Source organism: Streptomyces sp. NPDC037273, assembly GCF_055603625.1.
In genome coordinates this window covers 141,140-167,070 of the sequence record NZ_JBVJVO010000004.1, presented here as the reverse complement: position 1 = coordinate 167,070, position 25,931 = coordinate 141,140, and the positions used below count along the sequence as shown (strand labels likewise).

The window sequence follows — 25,931 nt, the reverse complement described above, 5'->3', positions numbered from 1 at the left end:
TTCTGGTCTGGACCATCGGGATGGTCAAGTCCTTGACCATCCCGATCCGACCCGAGGTCGGGCAGGCCGAGCCGTTACCTTCGGTAGCTTCCGGCTGACGCCGAGCGGCCGCCGTCGTGTCGCGCGCCGACCCGCCCTGGGGCACCGTGGAGGGAACGTACCGAGAGGAGTTCGGCCCCCATGTCGAATCACACCTACCGCGTCACCGAGATCGTCGGCACCTCCACCGAGGGCGTCGACGCGGCCATCCGCAACGGCATCAAGCGCGCCTCGCAGACGCTGCGGGGCCTCGACTGGTTCGAGGTCACGCAGGTACGCGGCCACATCGTCGACGGCGCGATCGAGCACTACCAGGTCGGGCTGAAGGTCGGCTTCCGCCTGGAGGACGAGGGCTGACCGACCCGTCAGGTGCGGCCCTCCTTCTCCTGGGCCTCCCGCAGCGCCTCGGAGGGCTCCGCCCACCGGGCGCGTACCACCGCGAAGCCGGCCTCCTCGGCCGCGTCGCACACCGCCATGTCGTCGTCGACCAGCATCCTGACCGTGCGGTCGGCGGCGAGCCGGCGCAGGATCTCGACCTTCGTCACCCGGGCCGGCCGGAAGTCGCGGTTGCGCCGCATGTGGATCTTTCCCGCCGGCAGTCCCTGCTCCGCGAGCCAGTCCTGGGTCGCCCGCCGGCAGCGCTCCGGCCGCCCGGTCAGGTACACCACCTCGCACTCCCCCGCCGCCTCGCGGCACAGCGCCACGCCCTCGTCGAGCGGCGGGTCGTCCGGCGCGGCCGCGAAGAAGGCCTCCCAGTCCTTGGGCTTGCGCTCCAGGAAGTGCTGGCGGTGCGCGGTGGCGGCCAGGGTGTTGTCGAGGTCGAAGACGGCCAGCGGCCTGTTGTCCGGTGTCACGGGCCCAGCGTAGGAGCCGCGGGGCGGGGACACCCGTGGATTCCGCGCGGCGCACCGGCCACCCGTGGGGCGAAATAGTCATCTAAGATGCAAGGCGGCCGCGGGCTGCGGCCTGCCGCTGAGCGCGGCAGCTGCGGAACGGCCGGCCCACGTCGATCACGAACTTCCCGGGAATCGCCAGACCACCGGCGTACGTCTCATCGTGCGGCAAGCCCAGCTCACCCGCCCACGAACAGAAGACCCCCAGGGAGAAGTGAGGTATGCCGGTGATCTGCGTCGGAGGCATGATCGGAATCGGCAAGACGAGTGTGGCCGAGCTGCTCGCCAAGGAGCTGGGCAGCGACGTCTTCTACGAGAGCGTGGACGACAACCCGATCCTCCCGCTGTTCTACTCGGCGAGCCCCGAGGAGATCGAGGCCAAGCGCTACCCCTTCCTCCTCCAGCTGTACTTCCTCCAGACGCGCTTCGCCGCGATCAAGGAGGCCTACAAGCAGGGCGACAACGTCCTCGACCGCTCCATCTACGAGGACTGGTACTTCGCCAAGGTCAACCACGACCTCGGCCGCATCAGCTCCCTCGAGATGCAGGTGTACGAGGGGCTGCTCGGCGAGATGATGCGCGAGATCGACGGCCTGCCGTACCGCAAGGCCCCCGACCTCATGGTCTACCTCAAGGCGGACTTCGAGACGGTGCTGCACCGCATCGGTCTGCGGGGGCGCGACTTCGAGCAGGACGAGGGCCTCGTCGAGTACTACCGGACGCTGTGGTCCGGCTACGACGACTGGGTGCACAAGCACTACTCGGCCAGCGAGGTCCTCGTCGTGGACATGAACAACACCGACGTGGTGAACATCCCCGCCGACGCGGCCCGCGTGGCGCAGGAGGTCAAGGACGCCCTGGCGGCGGCGCGCCGCCAGGGCTGACCTCGGGTCCGGTTGGCTACTTCGCGAGCGTGGAGAGGCTCACGCCGCTGAAGTCCCGCGCGGCGGCGAGGCTGAAGTAGACCCAGCCGGCCGGCGGGTTGTCGATCGTCAGCGTCTCGCCGTTCCCGGCGTTGGCGGACTTCGCCTGGTAGGAGGCGGTGGTGGCCCAGCTGCCGCCGCCGTAGTACAGGTCGGCGTTTCCGGTCCCGCCGCTGCTGGTGATGGTCAGCTTCTTGACGCCGGCCGGCAGGTACACGAAGTGGTAGCTGTAGTTGCCGGCGGTGGCGGCAAGGCCGTCCCTGCGGCAGTTCTGGTCGAACTGCCGGGGGTCGCTCAGGGTGCAGAGCGGGGCGGCGGCGGCCGAGGCGTCCGGCAGCGTGCCGCAGTCGTTCGTGGCGCAGTCGGTCGAGAGCCAGCTCGCGAAGTCCGCGTCGTAGCGGGTGCCGATGGTCTGCTTCAGGAGTGTGCGGGCGCCGTTCCAGTCACCGGTGCGGTACTTGCCGAGCACGCCCTGGACGTCCGCGGGGTGCTTCTGGAGCATGTAGCGGACCGCGAGCCAGCCCCAGCGGTAGACCCGGTTCGAGTTGACCTCGGGGTCCGCGTCCTGGCCGTAGACGGTGTCGAACAGGTCGCTGAGCCTGTACGTCTTCTTGGCGGCCTCGGCGATCGCGTCGCCGTTGCGCTCGCCCCGGTAGCCGTACGAGATGTTCTCGGCGATGCCCTCCACCCACCAGATGGTCGGCGTGACGATGCCGGCCTCGAAGTCGCCGTACATGTTGTAGCGGCCGTCGAGGTAGTGGGTGTACTCGTGGTTGAGGTTCCAGATCTCGAACGCCGGGCGCAGCCAGCTGGCCTCGTGGGCGATGAAGCGGGCCTGGTTGCCGGGGACGGACGGGTCGCCCTCCTCGTACATGCCGCCGTTGTCGACGTCGATGTTGTAGATGGCCCAGGCGTAGAGCGCGTACTGGGTGTAGTCGTCGAAGGCGACGACCTCCAGGTTCGTGTTCACGTCACCGGGGATCGCGCCCTGGTCGCCGATGATCCGGTGGAAGTACGCGTCCTGGTTGACCAGGCTGGTACAGGTGCTCGCCAGCTGCTCGGGCGACATGTCCTGGGCGCGGATCCTCAGGCCGGCGTTGCAGGTGTGCTGGGTCGGCAGGACCTGGGGAAGGACGCGCTCGCCGAGGTCGCAGATGGCGTAGGCCGCGCAGTTGCCCCGGTCGTACTGGCGGGTGTACCAGCCCAGGTTCATGGTGAGCGGGGCCGTGGGGCCGACGTTCGGGTAGCGGTTGATCAGGTCCTTCAGGAGCGGCCGGACGCGGTCCTTGAGCTCCGGGACGTCGAGGGCGTAGCCGAGGTAGCGGCCGACGTTGCTGACCACGTCCAGGCGGTTGAGCTGGGAGCCGTTCCGGGTGACGAAGCCGGCCCAGGTGTCGAGGATGGCGGGGTCGGCCTTGAGGGCGGCGCGCCAGCCGCGGCCGTCGTTCTGGGCCTTGAAGCCGTTCTCGACGACCCACTCGACGTGCTGCACGGCGAGGTTCATCTGCCCGGGCCAGGTGCCGTTGTAGCTGCCGAGCAGCCACTTCACGACACCGGCGTACCGGCCGGCCTCGTGGGTGCTGTCGATCAGCGTGACGACCTCGTTGAGGATCTCGCCGTTGGCGTCGGTGACGTCCTTGGCGCGCGGGGCGGCGAAGAAGGCGTCGAGCGCGCCGCGGGCCGCGCCGGCGAGGGCGGTGCCGTAGTCGCCGACGGCGGCCGCGTTGTTGTCCTGCACGTAGTAGCCGGCGCGCAGGAACATCACCAGCTGGCCCGTGGAGGCGCTGTTGCCGCCGGGGTACGTGGCGGAGTCGGCGCGCAGCGCGTTGGCGACCGTCACCATCTGGTCCTCGCGGAAGGCCTTCCGCGCGTTCTCGCCGGTGAGGTTGAACAGCGGGTAGGTGCAGGGGATCTGAGGCAGGGCCTTCAGCTGCTGCACCAGCGCGCTTCCGGTGGCGTTGATGACGCCGGAGAGGTCACCGCAGGCGTCCGCCGCGGCGGCCGAGGCCGACTTGCTCGCCTTGGCGGAGGCCGCGGCGGGCGCCGCCGCCGGGCCCGACTCCTCGGTGCCGTCCTGCGAGGAGAGCCGGAAGCGGGGGTTCTTGGCGATGGCGTGCGGCGACTTGGGGACCGGGATCGCCCGCGGCGCCTGGGCCGCGGTCCCGCCCGCGTTCGCCCCGCCCGGAGCCTCGGCGCCGACGGCGGCGGCCTGGCTCTGCGGCGCGAGGAGTCCGAGCGTGAGGAAGACGGCGGCGCCGAGCACGGGAAGTCTCCGCGCGCCGGTCTTCGATATCCGGAAGGGATGCATCTGTGGGGGCCTCCGGGGCCGTTGGGGCCACGTGCGGGGAAGCACGGGCAGCTGCTACGTGACGTGTAAAATTTCACATGTCGCATTGTTCTGGAAGCCCCCGGGACGGATTCTTCGCCCGACGCATCCAAAAAAGTCGTCGACTCCCCTGCCCCCGCGGGCTTCTAGCGGCGCGTCGGCTTCGGCCGTGCCCCGACCGCGAGTGCCTGTACCCCCCAGGCCGGCAGCACGCCCACCGTCGCCACCACCAGGGCCAGGTGGACATGGGCGGCGCCGGGGATCGGCTCGCAGGCCCCGGGGCCCGGATGCGCGCAGCCCAGCAGCCCCGCGAACACGCCAAGGGCCGACATCGCCAGCAGACCTGAACCGAAGGCGGCCAGGCCGCCTCGGGCCAGCGGGAGCGGCGCGTACGTCGCACCCGCCCACAGCGCCGCCGCCACCTGCCCCGCGATCACCACGGCCACCAGCACCACCTCGGCGGCGAGCACCCCGCTCCACGCCACGAGCAGCGCCGCCACCGAGGACGCCGACGCGGCCGGCACACCGAACCGGACGAGAAACCCCGGCGGCGGCCCCGGCGGCCCGAACCCGGTGAACGCGTGCCGGGCACCCGGCCGCCACGCCACGTACTGCCCCACCAACGGCAGCACCGTCACCGTCAGCACCGCCGGCGCCACCACCGTCGTGACCCGCGCGACCGCGAGCACGGCCGCCCCGCCGACGAACACCACCGCACCCGGCAACGACGGCGCGATGAACACCGCCGCGTACAGGGTCATCAGCGGCAGCGTCAGCAGGAACCCGGCCATCGGCAGCAGCCCGGCCGCACCGAACGCCAGCACCGTCCACAGCACCCGCCGAGGACGGCGGTGCCGGACCAGAACCGGCCCCCACACCTCGGCGACCAGCACCAACCACCGCGCGAGCGCCCAGCCGCACAGACCCGTCAGAAGCAGGTACGGGAGCGCCAGCGACACCCCCTGCCCGCCCGCGCTCACCAGGCTGAACACCTCCGACGGCGACAAAAGCCGGAACACGCCGAGACCCAGGCCGAGCCCGAGCCCGGCCCGCCGCACCCGGGCCGGCGTGAGGTACCCCGGGGCGTACGCGGAGTACGCCACCGCCTGCCACAGCACCGTCCCCGCCGCGCCCACCAACAGGCCCCCGGCCAGGACCGTCCCGACCAGCTCCGTCACCGGACCGGCCTGACTGCCGCCGCCGATCGGCCCCAGCCGCACCATGTCGTACAGGAAGGCGCCCACCGCCCCGACCGCGCACAGGTCCCAGAACCCGGCCTCGTACAGGACCCCGCGATCGGCCAGCGCCCGCGCCCTCCCGCCGAGCGTCGGATGGACGCTCAGCAGACCACGGCCGGCCTTCCCCCGCCTCGGTCCCGCCGGTTCCACGAACAGCCTCCGCAGCCCGTCGGCCGACCCCTCCCACTCCGTCACGCGCGCGTCGGCGTACAACTCCCGGCTGCGCAGCACCGCGTTCTTGAGCAAGGTCACCAGCACGGCGAGCAGCGGGATCTGCACCGCGAACGCCAGCGCCGAACCCGCGAGCGCGGGACCGACGAGCACGGTCGCGGGGGCCGCGACGGCGGCCAGCGCCAACAACGCCGGCACGCTCGCCCGCCACAGGATCAACGTCAGGAAGGCGATGTCCAGATCCCGGTTCCGGATGTGCGCCAGCTCATGGAGGACGATGCTCCGGAACGCCCTCCGGTCCAGCGCGTACAACGTCAGCAGCCCGCCGCTCAGCACCACCCGGCGTCGCCCGACCCGGCCGAACGCCAGCGCGTGCACCACCGGGTTCAGCGGCTCGGCGAGGAAGCCCACGCGCGCGCGTACGCCCGACTCGCCCAGCAGACCCGCCAGATACGCAGACAGCTCGGGCATTCCGGCGAGCGGAAGGTAGCCGCGCCGGCGGATCCGGAGCCGCGGCAGGCCGACGTACGCGCCGAGCACGGCGAGCAGCAGGGCGGCGGAGACACCGGCGGTGACCAGTCCGCTCGCACCGGCGAGCGGGTCCACGCAGTCGCCCAGGTCGAGCTCGGTGGGGATGCGGATGCCCGTGTCGGCGCGGCGTTCACGGGACGCCTCCGCCACGGCCCGCGCGGAGCAGTCGTGGTACCGCTCCAGTTCCTCCCAGCGCACCGAGGACAGCAGGACGGACGAGAAGCCGTTCACCAGGAGGGCCGATACGGCGGCCATCGCGGCGATCAGAAGGGCGAAGCGCACCGAAGTGCCGGAGGGCAGGGTGAAGGGGCCGGGGCGGCGCGGCGGGACGGGGGTGGCCGCCGAGCGGCTCACCGGGCGGCCTCGGCCGCCCCCTCGCCGCCCGGATGTCCGGTCTCCGGCCGTTCCGGCCGCGCCGGGGACAACGTGGCGAGCTCCGCCACGATCCCGTCCGCGATCGCCCGCGCCTGCTGCTCGGGCACCTGCCAGCGGAGCGCCGCCCTGAACGCCACCTCGCGCAGCCGGGTCAGCTGCTCGGCGGTCGGGCGCTCCGGCTCGGTGGGCGCGACGGCCCGGTCCGTGGACATGGAGGCCGCTTCCGTGGCCGCGGTGGCCGGGTCGGTGGACGTGGAGGCCGCCTCCGTGGTGTCGGGCTCCGTGCTGTCGGGCTCCGTGCCCGGTTCAGGCGCGGGTCGGCTCCGGCGGCGTAACAGCCGTGGCATCAGCCGGTTCCGGGTGGTGTCCACGGCCCGTTCGGTGGATTGCTGTGCGAGGTGGTCGAGGACCTGGACCGCTGCGGAGAGCGCCGCGGTGCTGATGAGCGCGGCGACCACGTCGAGGCCGATCGCCAGCGGCTCGTCACGGTGGACCTGCCACATCCGGCCCTTCGCCACCGCCTGGTGGAACGCCGCCGCGGTCACAGAGAACTGGGGCAGCTCGTGCGGCGCCGCCGCGTCCACCGCACGGCGGGCCATCCGCGTGACCGCCTCCTTGTCGTAGCGCCCGACACCACCGCCCCGATACCCGTCTCGACGCATGTGATCAGACGCCTCCTCCGTCACTCGCTCCCACCGCCAACTCGCCATGATTGCAGCTGACTTGAAGGAGACGCGAGAGGGAATCGAGGCGCACCGGCGACAAGCGCGTCAGTGATCGGCGCGATCGTGTCCGGCCGTGCCGGGTCCGGCGCCGAGGTACGCCTCCCGAACCGCCGGATCCGCGTGGATCTCGGCCGGTGTCCCCTCGGCGAGCACCCGTCCCAGGTCGAGCACCACGACGCGGGAGCACAGCTCCATCACGAAGGCCACGTCGTGCTCGACGAGCAGCACCGCGCAGCCCTCCTCGTCGGCCATGTGCCGGATGACGGCGGCGAGTTCGCTGCGCTCCTCGGCGGTCGTCCCGGAGGCGGGCTCGTCCAGGAGCAGGACGCGGGGCGGGTCGGCGAGGGCTCGGGCCAGCTCGACCAGGCGGGCCTGGCCGACGGGCAGGCCGCCCGCGTACGAGCCGGCGAGCGCGTCGAGCCCGCACTCGTGGAGGACGGCGGCAGCCCGCTCCCGGTGACGGCGCGCCACGGGCCCCACGCCGCCTCGCCAGTCCTGTGCGACGAGGAGGTTGTCGGCGACGGTCAACTGGCCGAAGAGCTGCTGGCGTTGGAAGGTCCGTCGGATGCCGTGACGGGCCCGCCAGACGGGGCTTCGGCGGGTGATGTCCGTGCCGTCGTACGCGATGGCTCCCGCGTCCGGCCGGCGCATGCCCGACAGCACGTCGAAGAGGGTCGTCTTGCCGGCGCCGTTCGGACCGATGAGGCCGCAGATCTCACCGGGTCCGACGGAGACGGTGACGTCGTGGAGGGCGTGGACGCCCCCGAAGCGGACGTCGATGCCGCTCGCACGGAGCAGGGGCTGGCTCATCGGCGTACTCCCGTCCCCAGGTAGGCCTCGGCGAGCCGGTCCCGGTCCACCTCCGAGCGGGGCCCCGACCAGGCGATCTCGCCCTGTGCGAGGTAGGCGACGGTGTCGGCGATGCCGAGCGCCTCGGCCGCCTTCTCCTCGACGAGGACGAGCGCGGTGCCCCGCCCGCGTAGTTCGGCGAGCAGTCGGAAGACCTCGTCCACCACGCGCGGCGCGAGCCCGAGGGACGGTTCGTCGGCGACGAGCACCGCGGGCGGCCGCTGGAGGAGCGGTGCGAGGGCGAGGAGTTGCTGCTCGCCGCCCGACAGGGAGCCTGCCGCGACGGAGCGGCGGGCGGCGAGCGCGGGGAACCGCTCGTACACCGCGTCGCGGTCCTCGGCCGCCGTCAGCTGGAGCGCCAGGTTCTCCTCGATCGACAACCCGGGGAAGATCCCCCGCCCCTCGGGCGCCAGCCGCACCCCGCGCCGAGCCCGGCCGACGGCCAGGTCCCGGGTGGCGTCCTCGCCCCCTACCCGTACGAGACCCCCAGCCGGCCTCAGCAGTCCGGCCGCCACCCGGCACAACGTCGACTTCCCGGCCCCGTTGGGCCCGAGCAGGACCAGCGCCTCGCCGCCGCGCACGACGAGGTCCACGCCGTGGAGGACGGACGCGCCGCCGTACCCGGCGTGGACGCCGCTCAGTTCGAGCGCGCCCGGGGCCTGGCCGGGGCCGCCGTCCGTGCCCGGGGGCACGTCGCGGGAGCCGACGCCGCTCAACACCTGGCCAGGGCCGCCCTCCGCGCCCGGGGACGTATCCGCGGGGCCGATGCCGTACGAGTCGGCCGACCGCTCGGCCGACGACGCGGGCGCCGGAACGGCCACCCTCACCGCCGTCGCCGACTTCCCCGCACCCCGACCCGCATCCCGACCCGCACCCCGGCTCGCGCGTCGGGCCGCCAGTCTCGACGGCAGTGCGGCGCAGTAGCCGTCCGGGTCGTTCGCCAGGGCGAGTCCGGCCAGGCCGAAGAGGATCACCGGCAGGTGGGCGGACTCGGTGACGTAGGTCGTCATCAGGTGGGGGACGACGGCGAAGACGAGTCCGGCGACCACCGCGAACTGGGGTCTGCGCACGCCCGCGGCGACCACGACGGCCAGCCAGACGAGGCCGGTCATCGCGGTGAAGTCGGTGGCGGTGATGCGGGTGTTGTAGGAGGCGTAGAGCACGCCGCCGAGGCCGGCGAGGCCGGCGGAGACGGTGAAGAGCAGGAGTTTCGTCCGTACGACCGAGACTCCCGAGGCCGCGGCGGCCTCGGGGGCCGAGCGGACCGCGAGCATGGCGCGGCCCCAGCGGGAGCCGCGCAGCCAGCTGAGGAGGGCGACGAGGGCGGCGCTGAGCAGCACCAGGGCGAGTCCGAGGGCGCGGTCGTCGGTGAGGTCGATGGGACCGGCCACGGGCCGGGGGATCTCCCAGCCGGTGTCGCCGTTGCGCAACCAGCGGATCTGGAAGAGGACTTGGTCCGCGAGGAAGGCGAGGGCGAGAGTGGCCAGGGCGAGGGACCGGCCACCGAGGCGGAGTGCGGGGAGGGCGACGACGGCGCCGAGCAGGGCGGCGGCCGCGGTGCCGACGAGGGCGGCGGCGACGAAGGGCCAGCCGTGGCTCATCAGGAGCCCGGCGACCAGGGCGGCGCCGGTGACGAAGGTCGCCTGGGCCAGTGACACCATCGCGCCGAGGCCGGTGACCACCGTGAAGGACATGAACACGAGGCCGATGGCGAGCCCTTGGGTGAGGATGCCGCTCCAGAAGGGCGTGGTGACGGTGTAGAAGGCGGCTCCGAGGAGGGTCCCGGCCACCGTCCAGGCGCCCCAGCGGCGGACCCGGCTCCGGCCGGCGAGGTATTCGACCGGTGGTGGGTCGGCGGCGGCCGTGCCGGCGGCGCGGCGGCGGCGTCGGCCGAGGGCGACGAGGCCGGCGAAGAGGATGAGGAAGGGGACGGCGGTGCGGAAGCCGGTGATGTCCTCGGCGAAGGAGGCGTAGCCGGCCACGAGGTTCTGGAGGACGCCGAGTCCGAGGCCGCCGGCGAAGGCGAGGGGGACGGAGGCGAAGCGTCCGAGGACGGCGGCGGTGGCCGAGACGAAGAGGAAGAGGGTGTAGTCGTGGGCGGAGAGGCCGAGGAGCGGGGTCGCGAGGACGCCGGCGAGGCCGGCGAGGGCGGACGAGAGCATCCACGCGATCGAGGACAGCCGGTCGGCGCTGATGCCGCGGAGCTCGGTCAGCGCACGGTTGTCGACGGCGGCCCGCAGCAGGAGGCCGAGGCGGGTGTGCCGCATGAGGACCCAGAGGGCGGCGGCGGCGAGGGCGGCGGCGATCCAGGTGATCAGCTGGTCGGAGTCGATGCCCACGCCGTCGAGCGGCTGCCAGGACACGGCGGGGCTCGGTCCGACGCCCGGCAGTCCGAACTGGTTCTCGGCGGGCTTGACCGGGGCGCCGGCCCGCTCCAGGAGTTCGACCGCCCACAGTCCGGCCGCGGGCAGGGCGACGAGCAGGCCGATCGTGGCGACGATCTGCGCCGTCTCGCCGACCCCGGCCAGCTTTCTGAACATGAGCCGGTCCAGGGCCCAGCCGAGGCCGGGCGCCACCACGAGGACCAGGAGCAGGGCGGTGGGGACGGCCGGCCAGCCGAAGCCGGAGTGGAGCTCGTAGAACGCGAGGGCGCACAGGTAGGCGGTGGCGCCGTGGGCGAAGTTGAAGAGCCCGGAGGCGGAGTAGGACAGGACGAGGCCGGTCGCGAGCAGCGCGTAGAGCGCGCCCGAGACCAGCCCGCTCAGCACGAAGCCCAGCAGGTCACCCACGGGACGCGCCCCTCAGCCGAAGGGGATCGGCGGGTAGCACTTGAACGGCACGGCCACCTCGTACCGCCCGTTCTTCAGCCGGACGAGCGCCCCGCAGCCGAAGCTCTCCTTCTGCCCCTTGGGCTCGGCGCGGTCGCCGACGAGCGTGCCGGTGTCGGAGAACCCCGCGGCAGCCTTCTGGAAGGACTCGACGGTGAGGTCCTTGCCGGCCTTCGCGGCGATCGAGAGGAAGAGGTCGGCGCTCATGTAGCCCGTCATCATGTGCATGTTGAGGGGTACGTCCTTGCCGCCCGCGGCCTTCTTGATGTCCGCCTTGAACTGCCGCATCGCGGGGCTGTCGGACTCGAAGGGCTGGAACTGCAGCAGGACGTGCACCCCGTCGAGGGCCTGTTTGGTCGCGTCCTTGGCGAGCAGTCCGGGGTCGTAGTCCGTCGGGTCGGTGATGATCCCCTTGTAGCCGGACCGCTTGAGGGCGGTGAACAGGCCGATGTTGTACGGGGTCTGCATCACGGAGACCACGGCGTCGGGCGCGCCGCCGCCGGGGCCCGAGCGGAGGATCTCCTTGGTGTACGCGGACCAGTCGCTGGGCATCGAGGTGGCCGGCACGACGGCCTTGGCGTAAGGCACCTGGAATCCGGCCGACTTGAAGCCCTGGGTGAAGGTGCGGATGCCGAACTTTCCGGCGTCGTTGTCGCCGGCGATCAGCGCGACCGACTTGCCGCGTGAGCCGCCCAGGACGGCGGCGAGTCCCTCGGGCCAGGTCTGGTTGAGGGTGCCGCCGGGGGTCGGGACGAGGCAGCCGTTGAAGCCGTAGATGTGGGCGGGTCCGCAGAACGAGGGGAGCGTGCCCCAGCCGACGGTCGGGACCTTCTGGGCGTCGAGGAAGTCGGCGCCCGCGAAGGTCACGGAGCTCATGGGGGAGACGGCGAAGACCTTGTCCTGCTGGACGAGTTTGCGGGCGGCGGCGAGGTTCTTGGCGGGGTCCTGGCCGTCGTCCTCGGCCCCCAGGTACTCGATCTTCCGGCCGTTGATCCCGCCCTCGGCGTTGGCCCGGTCGTAGCGGGCCCGGGCGCCGAGGTCGGTGTCCTTCTTCGAGTAGCCGCTGGCGGTCGTCATGGAGACGATGCCGCCGACCTTGATCGTGTCGGCGGTCACTCCGCGTGCGGACGAGGGGGCTGCGGCGCTTCCGCCCGTGGAGGCGGAGTTGCAGGCGGTGACGAGAAACAGCGCGCAAGTGGCGGCGATGACGCGCAACGGTCGAGGCACGGGCGATCCCTCCGTCGGGTGACCGCATTCTGTGACCGAACCGACGAAGCGTCAATAACTGATACACCGTCACTTGACGATGCGTCAGGCAACCGGTGCCTTACGGGCGTACGTGAAGAGGTGCTCCTCGGGCGCCGCCCGCTCGTCGTCCGGAGCGAAGAACGACACCTCCTGATGCAGCACGTCCAGGCCGCACTCCTCCCGCTGGAGCCGCACGTACTCCTCCACCGAGAAGCTCGACACCTTCACCGTGCGATCCATCCACACGATCTCGACGTCCTCCACGTCCGCGGGCACCGTCGCCGTCACCAGATATCCCCCCGGCGCGAGCCAGTCCGCCATGCGCTTCAGACAGGCGGCCGCCTCCGCCCGGCTCATCATCATCAGCGGAAAGAACGCGCACACGGCGTCGAAGCCGCCCTCCGGCGCTTCGAAGGCCCGCACGTCACACCGCTCGAACCGCGCCCCCGGCACCTGCGCGCTCGCCAGCGCCACCATCTCCGCCGACACGTCGATCCCGGTCACCTCACACCCGGCCCGCACCAGCAGCTCCGCCACCGGCCGCCCCGTCCCACTCCCCACGTCAAGCACCCTGGCCCCCTCCCCCAGCCGCCCGGTCAGCCACTCGACCGCCTCCCACTGCGCCGGCAACCGCACGAACGCCCGCTCGTACTCGATCCCCAGCCCGTCGAACAACTCCGCCGCCGACACCGCCCGCACGCCCTTGTCCTCGCGGTCCATCCCGGTCCCCTTCCGTCGCACTCCACGTCACCAGGCTTCGTACCACGCGACCCCCTCCCCACCCCGCCCTTTCCACCACGACGAACGACGCGCGCCCCTCCGCAGGCCCTTCCGACACGCGTTCTATCGTTGCGGTGACCTGGGCGGATGCCCTGGCCTTGCACCGAGGGGGAACGCATGCGGGACACGGGGGCGGACGGAGTCAGCACGGACCGGTTCGAGGAGTACCGGCGGGAGCTGACCGCCTACTGCTACCGGATGCTGGGCGCGTACGGCGAGGCCGAGGACGCCGTGCAGGAGACGCTGGTCCGGGCCTGGCGGTACGCCGACCGGTTCGAGGGGCGCTCGTCGCCTCGTTCATGGGTGTACCGCATCGCCACCAACGTCTGCCTCGACGCCCTCGCCTCGGGCCGACGGCGGGCACTGCCCATCGATCTGACCGGCCCGGGCGACGGCGGCACCCCGCCGGGGCCCGCCGAGGACTCGGTCCTGTGGGTGGAGCCGTGCCCCGGCGGGGAGCCTGAGACGGCCGCGACGCGGAACGAGTCCGTACGGCTCGCGTTCGTCGCCGCGCTCCAGCACCTGCCGCCCCGGCAGCGGGCCACCCTGATCCTGCGGGACGTGCTGGGCTTCTCGGCACGCGAGGTCGCCGACCTGCACGCGTGCACGGTCGCCTCGGCCAACAGCGCCCTCCAGCGGGCCCGCGCCACACTGGCCGGGCGCCACCGGCCCACGGACGGGCCGGGCGGACAGCCGGCCGACGGCGTCCGCCGCGTGCTCGCCGACCGGTACGCCCTCGCGTTCTCCCGCTACGACATGGAGGAGCTGAACATGCTCCTCCACGTCGACGCCACCCTGTCCCTGCCTCCGTACGCCAAGTGGATGCGCGGGATCTCCGACATCGAGGCATGGCTGACCGGCCCCGCCGTCGGCTGCCGCGGCTCGCGCCTGGTCCCGACCACGGCGAACGGCACCCCGGCCTTCGGCCAGTACCGGCGCCGCACGGACGGCCCCGGGTACACACCCTGGGCCCTGCACGTACTCGACTTCTCCGGTGACCGGATCTCCGGCATCACGGCCTTCCGGGACACCGGGCGCCTCTTTCCGCTGTTCGGGCTGCCGGAGCGGCTGAACGAGGACGAGGGCCACGGCGGCGGGAATCCCTCCCGGCCCAGCGCGTTGAACCCTGTGTGAGCAGCTTCCTCGACGGCATCCGTTTCTCCGTCCTCGACCGCTCCCGCACGCGGGAGGGCGAGGACGCCCCACAGGCGCTGCGGGACACCGTACGGCTTGCGCGGGAGGTGGAAGGGCTCGGCTATCACCGGTTCTGGGTGTCGGAGCACCACGGCGTGCCGGGGGTGGCCGGCTCGGCGCCCACGGTGCTCGCGGCCGCCGTGGCGGCGGCGACGTCCGTGGTGCGGGTCGGCACGGGAGGGGTGATGCTGCCGAATCACCGGCCACTGGTGGTGGCCGAGCAGTTCGGCGTCCTCGAGTCGCTGTTCCCGGGCCGGATCGACATGGGCCTCGGCCGTTCGGTGGGCTTCACCGACGGGGTGCGCCGGGCGCTCGGACGGGACAAGGACGAGGTCGACCGGTTCGGGGAGCAGCTCGCGGAGCTCCTCGGCTGGTTCACCGGCGAGCCGACGGCACATCCGCGGGTCCACGCCCGGCCGGCGGAGGGTCTGCGGGTGCCGCCCTTCGTGCTCGCGACCGGGGAGGGCGCCGGGATCGCCGCCGAGGCCGGGCTTCCCCTGGTCATCGGGGACCTGCGGAGCCGGGAGCGGCTCCTGAAGGCCGTCGACACCTACCGCGCGTCCTTCCGCCCGTCCGGCTGGGCCGCGGAGCCGTACGTGATCGTCGCCGGGACGGTCGCGGTGGCCGCCACCGAGCAGGAGGCGCGGCGGCTGCTCGTCCCGGAGGCGTGGGCGCTCGCCTACTCGCGCACGCGTGGCGAGTTCCCGCCGCTCGAAGCACCCGGGCGGATCGAGGGCCTGTCGATGACCGACAAGCAGCGCGATCTCTACGAGGCGGCGCTCGAAGGGCATCTGCACGGCACGGAGGAGCAGGTGGCCGAGGCGCTGGAGCGGGCGGTGAAGGAGACGGGGGCGCAGGAGGTCCTCGTCACCACGAGCACGTACGACCGGGCGGCGCTGAGCGAGTCGTACCGGCGGCTGGCCCGGGCGGTCGGGCTGACGCCACGGGCCGTGTGACGGCGACGGAGCAGCGCCCCCGCCCCGGCGGCCGGGGGGATGACCAGGGCAAATACGGACCATTCGATAGGGTCGTCCCATGCACGGCACCCCCGCCCCCCACGATCCGTACGTCCGCGTCCGAGACGCCCGCGAGCACAACCTCGCCGGGGTCGACGTCGACATCCCGCGCGACGCGCTCGTCGTGTTCACCGGGGTGTCCGGCTCCGGGAAGTCGTCGCTGGCCTTCGGGACGATCTACGCCGAGGCGCAGCGCCGCTACTTCGAGTCGGTGGCGCCGTACGCGCGACGGCTGATCCACCAGGTGGGGGCGCCGGCCGTCGGCGAGATCACCGGCCTGCCGCCCGCGGTGTCCCTGGAGCAGCGCCGTTCCTCACCGAACGCGCGCTCCTCCGTCGGCACGGTGACCACGCTGTCCAACTCCCTGCGGATGCTGTTCTCCCGGGCCGGGCACTACCCCGAGGGCGCGGAAAGGCTCGACTCCGACGCCTTCTCTCCCAACACGGCGGCGGGCGCGTGCCCTTCGTGCCACGGGCTCGGGCTGATCCACGACACCAGCGAGGAACTCCTCGTGCCCGACCCGGACCTGTCGATCCGTGAGGGGGCGATCGCCGCGTGGCCGGGCGCCTGGCAGGGGAAGAACCTGCGGGACGTGCTCGACACGCTCGGGCACGACGTCGACCGGCCGTGGCGGGAGCTCGACGCGAAGGACCGGGAGTGGATCCTCTTCACGGACGAACAGCCGGTCGTGACGGTGCACCCGGTGCGGGAGGCGGGCCGCATCCAACGCCCCTACCAGGGTACGTACATGAGTGCGCGCCGCTATGTGCTGCGGACCTTCTCCGATTCGAAGAGCCCTTCGCTGCGCGCGAAGGCGGAGCGCTTCCTGACGAGCGCGCCCTGCCCCGCCTGCGGCGGCGGCCGGCTGCGGCCCGAAGCGCTCGCGGTCACCTTCGCCGGCCGGAACGTCGCCGAACTCGCCGCGCTGCCGCTGACGGAACTCTCCGGTCTGCTCTCCACGGCCGCGCGGGCGGCCGACGCCTCGGAGACGACACGGGTCCTCACCGACGACCTCGTCGCCCGGATCGGCACGGTCACCGAACTCGGCCTCGGCTATCTGAGCCTGGACCGCGCCACCCCCACCCTCTCCAACGGCGAGCTCCAGCGCCTGCGCCTCGCCACCCAGCTGCGCTCCGGGCTCTTCGGCGTCGTCTACGTCCTCGACGAGCCGTCCGCCGGACTGCACCCGGCGGACACGGAGGCGCTGCTCGACGTCCTGGACCGGTTGAAGGCCGCGGGGAACTCGGTGTTCGTCGTCGAGCACCACCTCGACGTCGTCCGGCACGCCGACTGGCTCGTGGACGTCGGCCCCCGGGCCGGCGTGCACGGCGGGCGGGTGCTGCACAGCGGCCCGCCGGAGGGTCTTGCCGCCGTCGACTCCTCGGCGACCCGGCGGTTCCTCTTCGACCGGGAGCCACCGCCCGCTCGGGACGTCCGTACCCCGGCGGGCTGGCTGCGTACGGGTCCGGTGACCCGGCACAACCTGCGGGCGGTGGACGCCGCCTTCCCCCTCGGCGTCCTCACCGCCATCACAGGCGTGTCGGGTTCGGGCAAGTCGACACTCGTCGGCGCCCTCGACGAGGAACTCCCTGGTGTCGGACGGATGGTGACGGTGGACCAGCGCCCGATCGGCCGCACCCCGCGCTCCAACCTCGCCACGTACACCGGCCTGTTCGACGTCGTGCGCAAGCTGTTCACGGAGACCGAGGAGGCAAGAGACCGCGGCTACAAAGCCGGCCGCTTCTCCTTCAACGTGCCCGGAGGCCGCTGCGAGACCTGCCAGGGCGAGGGCTTCGTCTCGGTGGAGCTCCTCTTCCTGCCGAGCGCGTACGCCCCCTGCCCCGACTGCCACGGCGCCCGCTACAACCCGGAGACCCTCCAGGTGCGGTGGCGGGGCCTGACGATCGCCGAAGTCCTCGACCTCACCGTCGAGTCGGCGGCGGAGTTCTTCGCGGAGACCCCGACGGCCGCCCGCAGCCTCCGCACCCTCCTCGACGTGGGCCTCGGCTACCTCCGGCTCGGCCAGCCGGCCACCGAACTCTCCGGCGGCGAGGCCCAGCGCATCAAACTCGCCTCCGAACTCCAGCGCCCCCGCCGCTCCCCCACCCTCTACGTCCTCGACGAACCGACCACCGGCCTCCACCCCGCCGACGTCGAGGTCCTCATGCGACAGCTCCACGGCCTCGTCGACGCCGGCCACTCCGTCATCCTCGTCGAACACGACATGGACGTCGTCGCCACCGCCGACTGGGTCGTGGACCTCGGCCCCGGGGGCGGTGACGAGGGCGGCCGGATCGTGGCGGAGGGGCCCCCGGACCGGGTGGCGCGGGCGGCGGAGAGCCGCACCGCGCCCTATCTGGCCCGGTCCCTGGGGGCCGGCGGTCAGGCCGCCGTGTCGAACGTGTAGTGCGGGGTGTGGTCGAGCATGTCCGCCGGCGTCACGTCGTTCCACGGGCGCATGGTGTCGCCGAGGTCGACGACGTTCGCGGTACCGGCCGACGGCAGGTACGTCGACTTCGGGTGACGGGCCTGCCAGTCGGCCCACAGCTTGTCGATGAAGGCGTGATGCATCCAGAACACGGGGTCGTTGGGCGAGACACCGGTGGCCATCTGGCCGCCGACCCAGACGTGGACGCGGTTGTGGAGGTTCACCCCGCGCCAGCCCTCCAGGTGGTTGCGGAAGCCGTCCGAGGAGCTGTTCCAGGGGGCGGTGTCGTAGGTCTCCATCGCGAGCACCGAGTCCACCTCGGCGCGGGTGGGGAGCTGCCGGCCGCCCGCACCGAGGTCACGGCGGAGGAAGTCGCGTCCGTCGACACGGACGCTGATCGTCCAGCGGTTCCCGCTCCGGGCGAACGGACCGTCCGTGACCTGCCCGTCGCGGGCGCGGCCGGTGCCGCCGAGGAAGTCGGGCGCCCACAGCGAGGAGCGGGACGTGCGGTCGGCCGTCCAGTCCCAGTACGGGAGGGTGACGGTCGCGTCGACGGACCGGAGCGCCTGCTCGAACTGTATGAGGAAACGCCGGTGCCAGGGCAGGAAGGAGGGCGAGCGGTGGCCGACCCGGTCGCCGTTGTCGGTGTCGCTCATGATGAAGGCGTTGTGGGTGGTGACGAAGGTGTCGTACTGCCCGGAGCGCTTCAGCTCCAGGAGGGCGTTGACGAAGCGCCGCTTCTCGTCGGAGGTGAGGGCGGCCTGGTTCTTGCGTACGGTCATGGTGGTGCGGCTCCTGGATCGGGACAGGTGGGGTCAGGTCAGCGTGAGCGGTACGAGCGGGGCGCCCTGGAGTTCGCGGACGGCCGCGCGGGCCAGCGCCCTGGGCGTGCCCACGGGCTCGTAGTGGTTGATCACGCTGATCCAGGTGCCGTCGGCGTTCCGCATGACGTGCAGTTCCTGGCCGTCGATCGTCACGGAGTAGCCGCCTCCGTGGTGTCCCCCCTGGTGGCCTCCGTGATGGCCCCCGTCGTGGCCGCCGCCCTGTGAGGGGCCGCCCTTGATGCGGCGCCCCTGGTAGACCTCGTCGAAGGCGGACGGGTCCGCCGCGGGTGCGGGTGCGGCGGCGCGCGGAGCGTCGGCGACGGCGGTGTGCGCCAGGGCGAGGCCCGCGGCGGCGCCGGCCGCGCCGGCCGCGACGCCGAGGGCCCGGCGGCGGGTGATGCTGGACATGAAAACCCCCTATTGGTCTGTACGACCGGGGGTTTGGTCAGGTGCCCCCGGCGTACCCATCAGTACCCGGGGGCATGGGAGGGGCTGAAATCGCCGGGGGCGGGTTGGGCGCGATACGGACAACCTGTCGTGATATGTACAGAGTTGAACGAAGTGGATCTTCTTGTCCGGGCCTCCGAAAGGCCTTCACGGCGAAGATTCCACGGAGAAAATGATCTTCTTGTGAAGAGTCTTTCGTCCACGGGTACGAGGTGTGGCGCCGCCCACGCTCCGAGGCTGTCCGAAATGCGGACGGCGGTCCGTGCTACCCCTTCGTCTTCCTCCGAGCCCGCAGCCACTCCCTGTTCATCGACGTGATCGACATGAGCGGGATGCCCTTCGGGCAGGCGGTGGCGCACTCGCCCGTGAGGGTGCAGCCGCCGAAGCCTTCGGCGTCCATCTGGGCGACCATGTCGAGGACGCGGGTCTCGCGCTCGGGGGAGCCTTGGGGGAGGACGTTGAGGTGGTTCACCTTGGCGGAGGTGAAGAGCATGGCGGAGCCGTTGGGGCAGGCGGCGACGCAGGCGCCGCAGCCGATGCACTCGGCGTGCTCGAAGGCCGAGTCGGCGTCGGGCTTGGGGACGGGGGTGGCGTGGGCCTCGGGGGCGGAGCCGGTGGGAGCGCTGATGTAGCCGCCGGACTGGATGACACGGTCGAAGGAGGAGCGGTCGACGACGAGGTCCTTGACGACGGGGAAGGCCGCGGCACGCCAGGGTTCGACGTCGATGGTGTCGCCGTCGCGGAAGGAGCGCATGTGGAGCTGGCAGGTCGTGGTGCGCTCGGGGCCGTGGGCGTCGCCGTTGATGACGAGGCTGCAGGCGCCGCAGATGCCCTCGCGGCAGTCGTGGTCGAAGGCGACGGGGTCCTCGCCGCGGAGGGTGAGGTCTTCGTTGAGGGTGTCGAGCATCTCGAGGAACGACATGTCGGCGGAGATGCCGTCCACCTGGTAGGTGGCCATGGCGCCTTCGGCGGCGCCGTTCTTCTGGCGCCAGACGCGCAGGTTGAGCCTCATGCGTAGCTCCGCTGGGTGGGGTGGACGTACTCGAAGACGAGGTCTTCCTTGTGGAGGACGGGGGCGCCGGCGGCAGCGAACTCCCAGGCCGCCACGTAGCCGAACTCCTCGTCGTGGCGGGCGGCTTCGCCGTCGGGGGTCTGGGACTCCTCGCGGAAGTGGCCGCCGCAGGACTCGGCGCGGTGGAGCGCGTCGAGGCACATGAGCTCGGCGAGTTCCAGGTAGTCGACGATCCGGTTGGCCTTCTCCAGGGACTGGTTGAACTCCCGTCCTGTTCCCGGGACCTTGATGCGGCTCCAGAACTCCTCGCGGATCCGCGGGATGCGGGCGAGGGCCTTGCGCAGGCCGGCCTCGGTGCGGGCCATGCCGCAGAACTCCCACATGAGTGCGCCGAGTTCGCGGTGGAAGGAGTCGGGGGTGCGGTCGCCGTCGACGGCGAGGAGGAGGTTGAGCCGGTCCTCGGTCTCGGCGAGCACCTCGCGGACGGCCGGGTGGTCGTCGGTGACGGGTTCGGCGTGGGGGTGGCGGGCGAGGTAGTCGTTGATGGTGGCGGGGAGGACGAAGTAGCCGTCGGCGAGGCCCTGCATGAGGGCGGAGGCGCCGAGCCGGTTGGCCCCGTGGTCGGAGAAGTTGGCCTCTCCGATGGCGAAGAGGCCGGGGACGGTGGTCTGGAGGTCGTAGTCGACCCAGAGTCCGCCCATCGTGTAGTGCACGGCGGGGTAGATCCGCATGGGGACCTCGTACGGGTTCTCGGCGGTGATCCGCTCGTACATGTCGAAGAGGTTGCCGTACTTCTCCTCGACGGCCGCCCTGCCCATGCGGCGGATGGCGTCGGCGAAGTCGAGGTAGACGCCCTGGCCGCCGGGGCCGACTCCCCTGCCCTCGTCGCAGACGTTCTTCGCGGCGCGGGAGGCGATGTCGCGGGGGACGAGGTTGCCGAAGGAGGGGTAGATGCGCTCCAGGTAGTAGTCGCGCTCGTCCTCGGGGATGTCGGCGGCGGGGCGGTCGTCGCCCTTGGCCTTGGGGACCCAGATGCGGCCGTCGTTGCGGAGCGACTCGCTCATGAGGGTCAGCTTGGACTGGTGGTCGCCGGTGCGCGGGATGCAGGTGGGGTGGATCTGGGTGAAGCAGGGGTTGGCGAAGTAGGCTCCGCGCCGGTGGGCCCGCCAGACGGCGGTGGCGTTGGAGTTCATCGCGTTCGTCGACAGGTAGAAGACGTTGCCGTAGCCGCCGCTGGCGAGGACGACCGCGTCCGCGTAGTGGGTGGAGATCTCGCCGGTGACGAGGTCGCGGGCGACGATGCCGCGGGCGCGCCCGTCGACGACGACGAGGTCGAGCATCTCCGTACGGGCGTGCATCTCGACGTTTCCGGCGGCGATCTGCCGGGAGAGCGCCTGGTAGGCGCCGAGCAGCAGCTGCTGGCCGGTCTGGCCGCGGGCGTAGAAGGTACGGGAGACCTGGACGCCGCCGAAGGAACGGGTGTCGAGGAGGCCGCCGTACTCGCGGGCGAACGGGACGCCCTGGGCGACGCACTGGTCGATGATCTCGACGGAGATCTGGGCGAGGCGGTGGACGTTGGACTCGCGGGCCCTGAAGTCGCCGCCCTTGACGGTGTCGTAGAAGAGGCGGTGGATCGAGTCGCCGTCGTTGCGGTAGTTCTTGGCGGCGTTGATGCCGCCCTGGGCGGCGATGGAGTGGGCGCGGCGCGGGGAGTCCTGGAAGCAGAACTGGACGACCTGGTAGCCCTGTTCGGCGAGGGTGGCGCCGGCGGAGCCGCCGGCGAGGCCGGTGCCGACGACGATGACGCGGTGCTTGCGGCGGTTGGCGGGGTTGACCAGCTTCGCCTGGAAGCGGCGGGTGTCCCAGCGGTCGGCGACGGGCCCGGTGGGCGCCTTGGTGTCGGCGAGCGGCTCGCCGGTCGCGTAGTCGGTGTATTCGGGGTAGCTCATGTCAGCTCACCACTCCGGTCATGACGGCGACGGGGACGGAGACGAAGCCCGCGGTCAGCACGAGCGCGAGGGTGTTCGCGAGCGCCCTGAGGAGGCGTTCGCGGCGGGCGTTGCCGATGCCGAGGGTCTGGGCGGCGCTCCAGAAGCCGTGGCGGACGTGCAGGCCGACGGCGAGCATGGCGACGATGTAGATGACGTTGCCGTACCAGGTGGAGAAGGTGTCGACGACGTTCTGGTAGGGCTTGCCCTCTTCGAAGCCACCGGGGTGGACGGTGCCGGTGGTGAGGTCGAGGACGTGCCAGACGATGAAGAGGGCGAGGATGATCCCGCCCCAGCGCATGGTGCGGGTGGCGTACGAGGAGCGCTTGCGCCGGTGGACGTACCGGGTGGGGCGGGCCTTCAGGTCGCGCCGGCTGAGCTGGTACGCGGAGACGGCGTGGGCGACGACGGCCGCGACGAGGGCGATCCGGACGAGCCAGAGGGCCCACTCGTGGTGCAGGACGGGGGCGCCCATGACCCGCAGCCAGTGGCCGTAGGCGTTGAACTCCTCGGGGCCGAAGAAGACCTTCAGGTTCCCGGCGACATGGGCGACGAGGTAGCCGAGCATGATCAGCCCGCTGACGGCCATGACCGTCTTCTTGCCGAGGGTCGAGGACCAGAATCCGCGTGACGGGGTGGGGGACGGCGGTCGGCCCGTCGCCTTGTCCTTCGTGGGTGCCAGAGCCATGGGTACGACGCTAGGGCCGAAGGACCCGAGAGGTCCAAGACATGGTCCGGCTGATCTCGATAGGCCGAGCCTATCCACATCGCCTACCCTGGGAACATGCAGTTCCAGCAGCTCCTCTACTTCGTCGCCGTCGCCGAGACCCGGCACTTCACCCGGGCCGCCGAGCGCGTCCACGTCTCGCAGCCCTCCCTCTCCCAGCAGATCAAGGCGCTGGAGCAGGAGTTGGGCGCGGAGCTGTTCAGCCGGGCCAGGGGGAACATCACCCTGACCGACGCGGGCGAGGCGCTGCTGCCGCTCGCCCGCCGGATCCTCGCCGACACGGAGACGGCCCGCATCGAGGTGCAGGAGCTGGCCCAGCTCAAGCGGGGCCGGGTCAGGCTCGGCGCGACCCCCAGCCTCTGCACCGGCCTGCTCCCGGACGTCCTGCGCACCTTCCACGACCTCCACCCGGGCATCGAGCTGCTCATCGAGGAGGGCGGCTCGCACGATCTCGTACGGGAGCTGGCGCGCGGCGCGCTCGACCTGGCGCTCGTGGTGCTCCCGCTGCCCTCCCCCTCACCCGCGCTGACGACCGTCGAGCTGCTCCGGGAGGACCTGGTGGTGGTCTCCGCCGCCTCGGAGCCCGCGCCCCGCAGGCCGGTGCGGATCAAGGACCTGCGCGACCAGCCGCTCGTGATGTTCCGGCACGGCTACGACCTGCGGGAACTGACCGTGGCGGCCTGCCGGGCCGAGGGCTTCGAGCCGACGTTCACGGTGGAGGGCGGGGAGCTGGACGCCGTGCTCGGTTTCGTACGGGCCGGGCTCGGGCTCGCCGTCGTCCCGGCCATGGTCGCGGCGCGCGCGGGCCGCGACCTCCGCGTCACCGCCCTCGCCCGGCCGGGCCTGCGCCGCACCATCGCGCTCGCCCACCGCAGCGACGTCGCCCCGCCGAGGGCCGCGCGGGAGCTCCAGCGGGTGCTCATGGCCTCCCGCCGGGCCGTGTGACACCCCGGCCGGTCAGCGGCCGAGGGCACGCACGAGGGCGACTGCCTCGTCCGTGCGGCCCGCGCCGCAGACCCTGAGGATCTCGGCGAGGCCCGGGTGGTCCGCGTCGAGCAGCGCGGCGGCGGCCAGGATGTCGACGGCGCTCGCGCGGGCGGTGAGCAGCTCGCGCAGACGGAGCGCGAAGCGCAGGTCGGGGTCGGTGGCCGGGGCGGGGGCGGGGGCCCGGCCGGGGCCGGGGTCCGGTGCGGCGGCGTCGGGCTGCGGGTGATCGCCGGCGTGGCAGGGGGTCATGGCGATGCCCAGGGAGTCCTGGCCCGGGGTTCTGCTGCCGCGGATGCCGGCGAGCGCCCGGGGGGCGTCCTCGGGGCGTACGGTGCCGGCGCGCACGTCCTGGGCGAGGTGGAGGACGGCGGAGAGGCGGGCGGCCGCGTCGGGGTTCGCGATCCGGGCGCGTTGGCCCCGCATGACGAGGCTGAGCATCGCGGGTGAGATGCCCAGGGTCTCCGCGAGCCCGGACTGGGTCATTCCGAAGCGGTCGCACAGCTCGCGGCACAGCTCGCCGAGCGGAGCTCCGTACCACTGGCGCTGGAGTTCTTGATTGCGGGCGATGGCGGTCGCGTCCATGGCACGAAGCTAAGGCGGTGATTGACACTTGTCAAAGGGAGTTTTCATGTGTCAATCTCCCCGTCGGAAGGCACGACCCCACCCTCACCCTCACTGATGGGACGTCACCATGCCCTGGAAGCGCACCACTTCGCTCGCCACCGTCGCCGCCCTCGCCGTCCTCGGCCTGACCGCCTGCCAGTCCGAGGGCTCCGACACGAAGGGCGGGGCCACCGCCGCCCCCACCACCCTCCAGGTCCCGACCGACGGCCCCGGTTCCCCGACGACCGAGGCGCCCACCACCGGCGGCGTGCAGAAGCCGGACGACCTTCCCGAGGGCATGCCGCTGCCGTCCGCGGAACTGACGAGCGTCACCGGCAGCGACGGCGGCTACGTCATGACGTACTCGTCCACGGACCCCAAGGGCGTCCTCGCGGAGTACCGCAAGGCCTTGGAAGGCGCCCAGTACCAGGTGGTCGACATCGCCGGCGTCTTCACCGCCACCACGGACAAGACCTCCGTTTCCGTCGTCACCACCGCCGACACCGTCGTCCTCACGGTCGCCTCGCTCTGACCGGCGGCGCCGCGGAGGTACTCTGCGGCGCATGGAAGCAGGGGGGATGCTCGCCGGGCGCTACCGACTCGTGGCGCCGGTGGCACGCGGGGCACAGGGCACGGTCTGGCGAGCCGTCGACACCCACGCCGGCACCGACGTGGCCGTGAAGGTGTCCGGCAGCGCCGACCTCGAGTCACTGCTGCGCCTCGTCTGCGAGCAGTCGGTACGCCTCGGCCATCCGCACGTCCTCGCCCCCGTCGACTGGTTCGTCCGCGAGGGCGAGGCGTGGCTCGTGCTGCCGCTGGTGCGCGGCGGCACCCTCGCCGGGCTCCTCGCCGACTACGGCGAACTCCCGCCCGAAGCGGGCCTGTCGATCGGACGGCAGCTCATGGAAGCCCTGGTCGCGGTCCACCGGGCGGGGCTCGTACACCGCGACGTGAAGCCGTCCAACCTGCTGCTCGCCGCGAGCGGGACCGGGCGGCCGCACCTGTACCTGAGCGACTTCGGCGTGGCCCGGGTCCTGCCCCATCTCCGCCTCACCTCACCGGCGTTCGTCGCCGGCACCCCGGACTACCTGGCCCCCGAGGCACGGGCCGGAGCGGACGGCGATCCCGCACAGGACGTCTACGCCGCCGGACTCGTCCTCCGGGAACTCTCCGCCCCCGCCTCACTCGTGGCCGCCATGACCGCCGCGGATCCCGCCGACCGTCCCACGGCCCAGGCGGCCCTGGACGAACTGGCCCGCTGCCAGGCGGCTTTGGGACCCGAGCGGTGGCCCGTCCTGTGGGAGGGCGAACCCTTCCTCGTACCGGACCAGTTCACGGACGAACCGACCGCCGACCGTCAAGGCGCGGCACCGAACCCGGCCCCGCACACCTCCCCGACCTCTCCCCCGCCGCCCGGCCCCCGCCGCCGCCAAGGCCGGGGAGTCCTCGCGGCGGCCGTCCTCGCCGCTGTCGTCCTCACCGCCACCGCGACGACCGTGCTCGCCTCGCTCACCGCGGACGCCGAGCCCGGCCGCGGTCCGTCCGCCACCGGGCCGGCCGCGGACGGTACGGCCCCGGGAGCGGCCCGTACGCTCCCGGCCCGCGTCGAGTCCGGGCCGCCGGACCCCACCGGGCCCGGCGCCTTCGCGGCCTGCGCGGCGGACCGGGCGCTCTCGGTCGCCTTCAGCCCCGAGGGCTACCTCCTGATCTGCGACCAGGTGCCCGGCACCGCCCGGTACGAGTGGACGCCGACGGCCGCCGAGGAGGGCTGAGGTCCGG

Annotated in this window: 22 protein-coding genes; 8 read left to right on the top strand and 14 right to left on the bottom strand. The window is 72.4% G+C overall.

Features of this window, described 5'->3' with window-relative positions:
* Window positions 1-180 precede the first annotated feature (180 nt).
* The gene (locus tag ACZ7G1_RS12920) at window positions 181-396 is read left to right on the top strand and encodes a dodecin (protein ID WP_017240671.1); all 216 of its coding nucleotides are present in this window, start codon (window positions 181-183) and stop codon (window positions 394-396) included.
* An 8-nt stretch (window positions 397-404) separates the two neighbouring features.
* Here ACZ7G1_RS12920 and ACZ7G1_RS12915 read toward each other — a convergent pair whose 3' ends face one another.
* The gene (locus ACZ7G1_RS12915; RefSeq protein ID WP_470871519.1) at window positions 405-893 is read right to left on the bottom strand and encodes a phosphatase domain-containing protein; all 489 of its coding nucleotides are present in this window, start codon (window positions 891-893) and stop codon (window positions 405-407) included.
* Window positions 894-1,153: 260 nt separating this feature from the next.
* On the opposite strand from ACZ7G1_RS12915, the gene ACZ7G1_RS12910 reads away from it, so the two are divergent.
* Window positions 1,154-1,816 (top strand): deoxynucleoside kinase, encoded by a 663-nt coding sequence (locus ACZ7G1_RS12910; protein WP_470871520.1) that lies wholly within the window; start codon window positions 1,154-1,156, stop codon window positions 1,814-1,816.
* Between the two features lie 16 nt (window positions 1,817-1,832).
* Here the strand turns inward: ACZ7G1_RS12910 and ACZ7G1_RS12905 are convergent, their stop codons facing one another.
* The 7 genes from ACZ7G1_RS12905 to ACZ7G1_RS12875 form a co-directional block, all read right to left on the bottom strand.
* A complete protein-coding gene (locus ACZ7G1_RS12905; protein WP_470871522.1) occupies window positions 1,833-4,118 on the bottom strand; it encodes a M9 family metallopeptidase in 2,286 nt (761 codons plus the stop codon).
* Window positions 4,119-4,327: 209 nt separating this feature from the next.
* Window positions 4,328-6,475 carry a M48 family metalloprotease gene (locus tag ACZ7G1_RS12900; RefSeq protein ID WP_470871524.1) on the bottom strand — a complete coding sequence of 716 codons (2,148 nt, stop codon included), beginning with the start codon at window positions 6,473-6,475 and terminating at the stop codon, window positions 4,328-4,330.
* Window positions 6,472-7,158, bottom strand: a complete 687-nt coding sequence (locus tag ACZ7G1_RS12895; RefSeq protein WP_470871525.1) for a hypothetical protein — start codon at window positions 7,156-7,158, stop codon at window positions 6,472-6,474. The genes ACZ7G1_RS12900 and ACZ7G1_RS12895 overlap by 4 nt, the downstream gene beginning before the upstream one ends.
* A gap of 108 nt (window positions 7,159-7,266) precedes the next feature.
* On the bottom strand, window positions 7,267-8,031 hold the full coding sequence (locus ACZ7G1_RS12890; RefSeq protein ID WP_470871527.1) for an ABC transporter ATP-binding protein: 765 nt from the start codon (window positions 8,029-8,031) through the stop codon (window positions 7,267-7,269).
* A complete protein-coding gene (locus tag ACZ7G1_RS12885; RefSeq protein WP_470871528.1) occupies window positions 8,028-10,859 on the bottom strand; it encodes an ABC transporter permease subunit in 2,832 nt (943 codons plus the stop codon). Before ACZ7G1_RS12885 ends, ACZ7G1_RS12890 begins: the two co-directional genes overlap by 4 nt.
* A 12-nt stretch (window positions 10,860-10,871) precedes the next feature.
* A complete protein-coding gene (locus ACZ7G1_RS12880; protein ID WP_470871529.1) occupies window positions 10,872-12,125 on the bottom strand; it encodes an ABC transporter substrate-binding protein in 1,254 nt (417 codons plus the stop codon).
* A gap of 84 nt (window positions 12,126-12,209) precedes the next feature.
* Window positions 12,210-12,866: a class I SAM-dependent methyltransferase gene (locus tag ACZ7G1_RS12875; protein WP_470871531.1), complete on the bottom strand. Its 657-nt coding sequence runs from the start codon at window positions 12,864-12,866 to the stop codon at window positions 12,210-12,212.
* Window positions 12,867-13,043: 177 nt separating this feature from the next.
* On the opposite strand from ACZ7G1_RS12875, the gene ACZ7G1_RS12870 reads away from it, so the two are divergent.
* The 3 genes from ACZ7G1_RS12870 (at window position 13,044) to ACZ7G1_RS12860 (ending at window position 17,543) form a co-directional block, all read left to right on the top strand.
* The gene (locus tag ACZ7G1_RS12870; protein ID WP_470871533.1) at window positions 13,044-14,060 is read left to right on the top strand and encodes a sigma-70 family RNA polymerase sigma factor; all 1,017 of its coding nucleotides are present in this window, start codon (window positions 13,044-13,046) and stop codon (window positions 14,058-14,060) included.
* On the top strand, window positions 14,057-15,076 hold the full coding sequence (locus ACZ7G1_RS12865) for an LLM class flavin-dependent oxidoreductase (protein WP_470871535.1): 1,020 nt from the start codon (window positions 14,057-14,059) through the stop codon (window positions 15,074-15,076). The genes ACZ7G1_RS12870 and ACZ7G1_RS12865 overlap by 4 nt, the downstream gene beginning before the upstream one ends.
* 79 nt (window positions 15,077-15,155) lie before the next feature.
* Window positions 15,156-17,543, top strand: coding sequence for an ATP-binding cassette domain-containing protein (locus ACZ7G1_RS12860; RefSeq protein ID WP_470871537.1), 2,388 nt, complete (start codon window positions 15,156-15,158; stop codon window positions 17,541-17,543).
* Here the strand turns inward: ACZ7G1_RS12860 and melC2 are convergent.
* The 5 genes from melC2 to ACZ7G1_RS12835 form a co-directional block, all read right to left on the bottom strand.
* Complete coding sequence (gene melC2 / locus ACZ7G1_RS12855) at window positions 17,519-18,346, bottom strand: tyrosinase MelC2 (RefSeq protein ID WP_470871538.1); 828 nt, start codon at window positions 18,344-18,346, stop codon at window positions 17,519-17,521. The two genes, ACZ7G1_RS12860 and melC2, sit on opposite strands and share 25 nt — an antisense overlap.
* Before the next feature lie 33 nt (window positions 18,347-18,379).
* On the bottom strand, window positions 18,380-18,796 hold the full coding sequence (melC1, locus tag ACZ7G1_RS12850) for an apotyrosinase chaperone MelC1 (RefSeq protein ID WP_470871539.1): 417 nt from the start codon (window positions 18,794-18,796) through the stop codon (window positions 18,380-18,382).
* A gap of 304 nt (window positions 18,797-19,100) precedes the next feature.
* Window positions 19,101-19,847, bottom strand: coding sequence for a succinate dehydrogenase/fumarate reductase iron-sulfur subunit (locus ACZ7G1_RS12845; RefSeq protein ID WP_470871540.1), 747 nt, complete (start codon window positions 19,845-19,847; stop codon window positions 19,101-19,103).
* Complete coding sequence (locus ACZ7G1_RS12840; RefSeq protein ID WP_470871541.1) at window positions 19,844-21,796, bottom strand: fumarate reductase/succinate dehydrogenase flavoprotein subunit; 1,953 nt, start codon at window positions 21,794-21,796, stop codon at window positions 19,844-19,846. Before ACZ7G1_RS12840 ends, ACZ7G1_RS12845 begins: the two co-directional genes overlap by 4 nt.
* Before the next feature lies 1 nt (window position 21,797).
* A complete protein-coding gene (locus tag ACZ7G1_RS12835) occupies window positions 21,798-22,523 on the bottom strand; it encodes a succinate dehydrogenase (protein ID WP_470871542.1) in 726 nt (241 codons plus the stop codon).
* A 96-nt stretch (window positions 22,524-22,619) separates the two neighbouring features.
* On the opposite strand from ACZ7G1_RS12835, the gene ACZ7G1_RS12830 reads away from it, so the two are divergent.
* Entirely contained in the window at window positions 22,620-23,507 is an 888-nt protein-coding gene (locus ACZ7G1_RS12830; RefSeq protein ID WP_470871544.1) for a LysR family transcriptional regulator, read from the top strand.
* Window positions 23,508-23,519: 12 nt separating this feature from the next.
* Here ACZ7G1_RS12830 and ACZ7G1_RS12825 read toward each other — a convergent pair whose 3' ends face one another.
* A complete protein-coding gene (locus ACZ7G1_RS12825) occupies window positions 23,520-24,131 on the bottom strand; it encodes a DNA-binding protein (protein WP_470871546.1) in 612 nt (203 codons plus the stop codon).
* A gap of 109 nt (window positions 24,132-24,240) precedes the next feature.
* On the opposite strand from ACZ7G1_RS12825, the gene ACZ7G1_RS12820 reads away from it, so the two are divergent.
* Together ACZ7G1_RS12820 and ACZ7G1_RS12815 are read left to right on the top strand one after the other, a co-directional pair.
* The gene (locus ACZ7G1_RS12820) at window positions 24,241-24,684 is read left to right on the top strand and encodes a hypothetical protein (protein WP_470871548.1); all 444 of its coding nucleotides are present in this window, start codon (window positions 24,241-24,243) and stop codon (window positions 24,682-24,684) included.
* A gap of 31 nt (window positions 24,685-24,715) precedes the next feature.
* Window positions 24,716-25,924 carry a serine/threonine-protein kinase gene (locus tag ACZ7G1_RS12815; protein WP_470871549.1) on the top strand — a complete coding sequence of 403 codons (1,209 nt, stop codon included), beginning with the start codon at window positions 24,716-24,718 and terminating at the stop codon, window positions 25,922-25,924.
* Window positions 25,925-25,931: the final 7 nt, after the last annotated feature.

Bases quoted from the DNA above. Each gene is read 5' to 3' on its own strand.
- melC2 (WP_470871538.1), bottom strand. From the start codon at position 18,346: ATGACCGTACGCAAGAACCAGGCCGCCCTCACCTCCGACGAGAAGCGG.
- ACZ7G1_RS12835 (WP_470871542.1), bottom strand. From the start codon at position 22,523: ATGGCTCTGGCACCCACGAAGGACAAGGCGACGGGCCGACCGCCGTCC.
- ACZ7G1_RS12875 (WP_470871531.1), bottom strand. From the start codon at position 12,866: ATGGACCGCGAGGACAAGGGCGTGCGGGCGGTGTCGGCGGCGGAGTTG.
- ACZ7G1_RS12895 (WP_470871525.1), bottom strand. From the start codon at position 7,158: ATGCGTCGAGACGGGTATCGGGGCGGTGGTGTCGGGCGCTACGACAAG.
- ACZ7G1_RS12840 (WP_470871541.1), bottom strand. From the start codon at position 21,796: ATGAGCTACCCCGAATACACCGACTACGCGACCGGCGAGCCGCTCGCC.
- melC1 (WP_470871539.1), bottom strand. From the start codon at position 18,796: ATGTCCAGCATCACCCGCCGCCGGGCCCTCGGCGTCGCGGCCGGCGCG.
- ACZ7G1_RS12820 (WP_470871548.1), top strand. From the start codon at position 24,241: ATGCCCTGGAAGCGCACCACTTCGCTCGCCACCGTCGCCGCCCTCGCC.
- ACZ7G1_RS12825 (WP_470871546.1), bottom strand. From the start codon at position 24,131: ATGGACGCGACCGCCATCGCCCGCAATCAAGAACTCCAGCGCCAGTGG.
- ACZ7G1_RS12870 (WP_470871533.1), top strand. From the start codon at position 13,044: ATGCGGGACACGGGGGCGGACGGAGTCAGCACGGACCGGTTCGAGGAG.
- ACZ7G1_RS12860 (WP_470871537.1), top strand. From the start codon at position 15,156: ATGCACGGCACCCCCGCCCCCCACGATCCGTACGTCCGCGTCCGAGAC.
- ACZ7G1_RS12890 (WP_470871527.1), bottom strand. From the start codon at position 8,031: ATGAGCCAGCCCCTGCTCCGTGCGAGCGGCATCGACGTCCGCTTCGGG.
- ACZ7G1_RS12845 (WP_470871540.1), bottom strand. From the start codon at position 19,847: ATGAGGCTCAACCTGCGCGTCTGGCGCCAGAAGAACGGCGCCGCCGAA.
- ACZ7G1_RS12815 (WP_470871549.1), top strand. From the start codon at position 24,716: ATGGAAGCAGGGGGGATGCTCGCCGGGCGCTACCGACTCGTGGCGCCG.
- ACZ7G1_RS12830 (WP_470871544.1), top strand. From the start codon at position 22,620: ATGCAGTTCCAGCAGCTCCTCTACTTCGTCGCCGTCGCCGAGACCCGG.
- ACZ7G1_RS12920 (WP_017240671.1), top strand. From the start codon at position 181: ATGTCGAATCACACCTACCGCGTCACCGAGATCGTCGGCACCTCCACC.
- ACZ7G1_RS12910 (WP_470871520.1), top strand. From the start codon at position 1,154: ATGCCGGTGATCTGCGTCGGAGGCATGATCGGAATCGGCAAGACGAGT.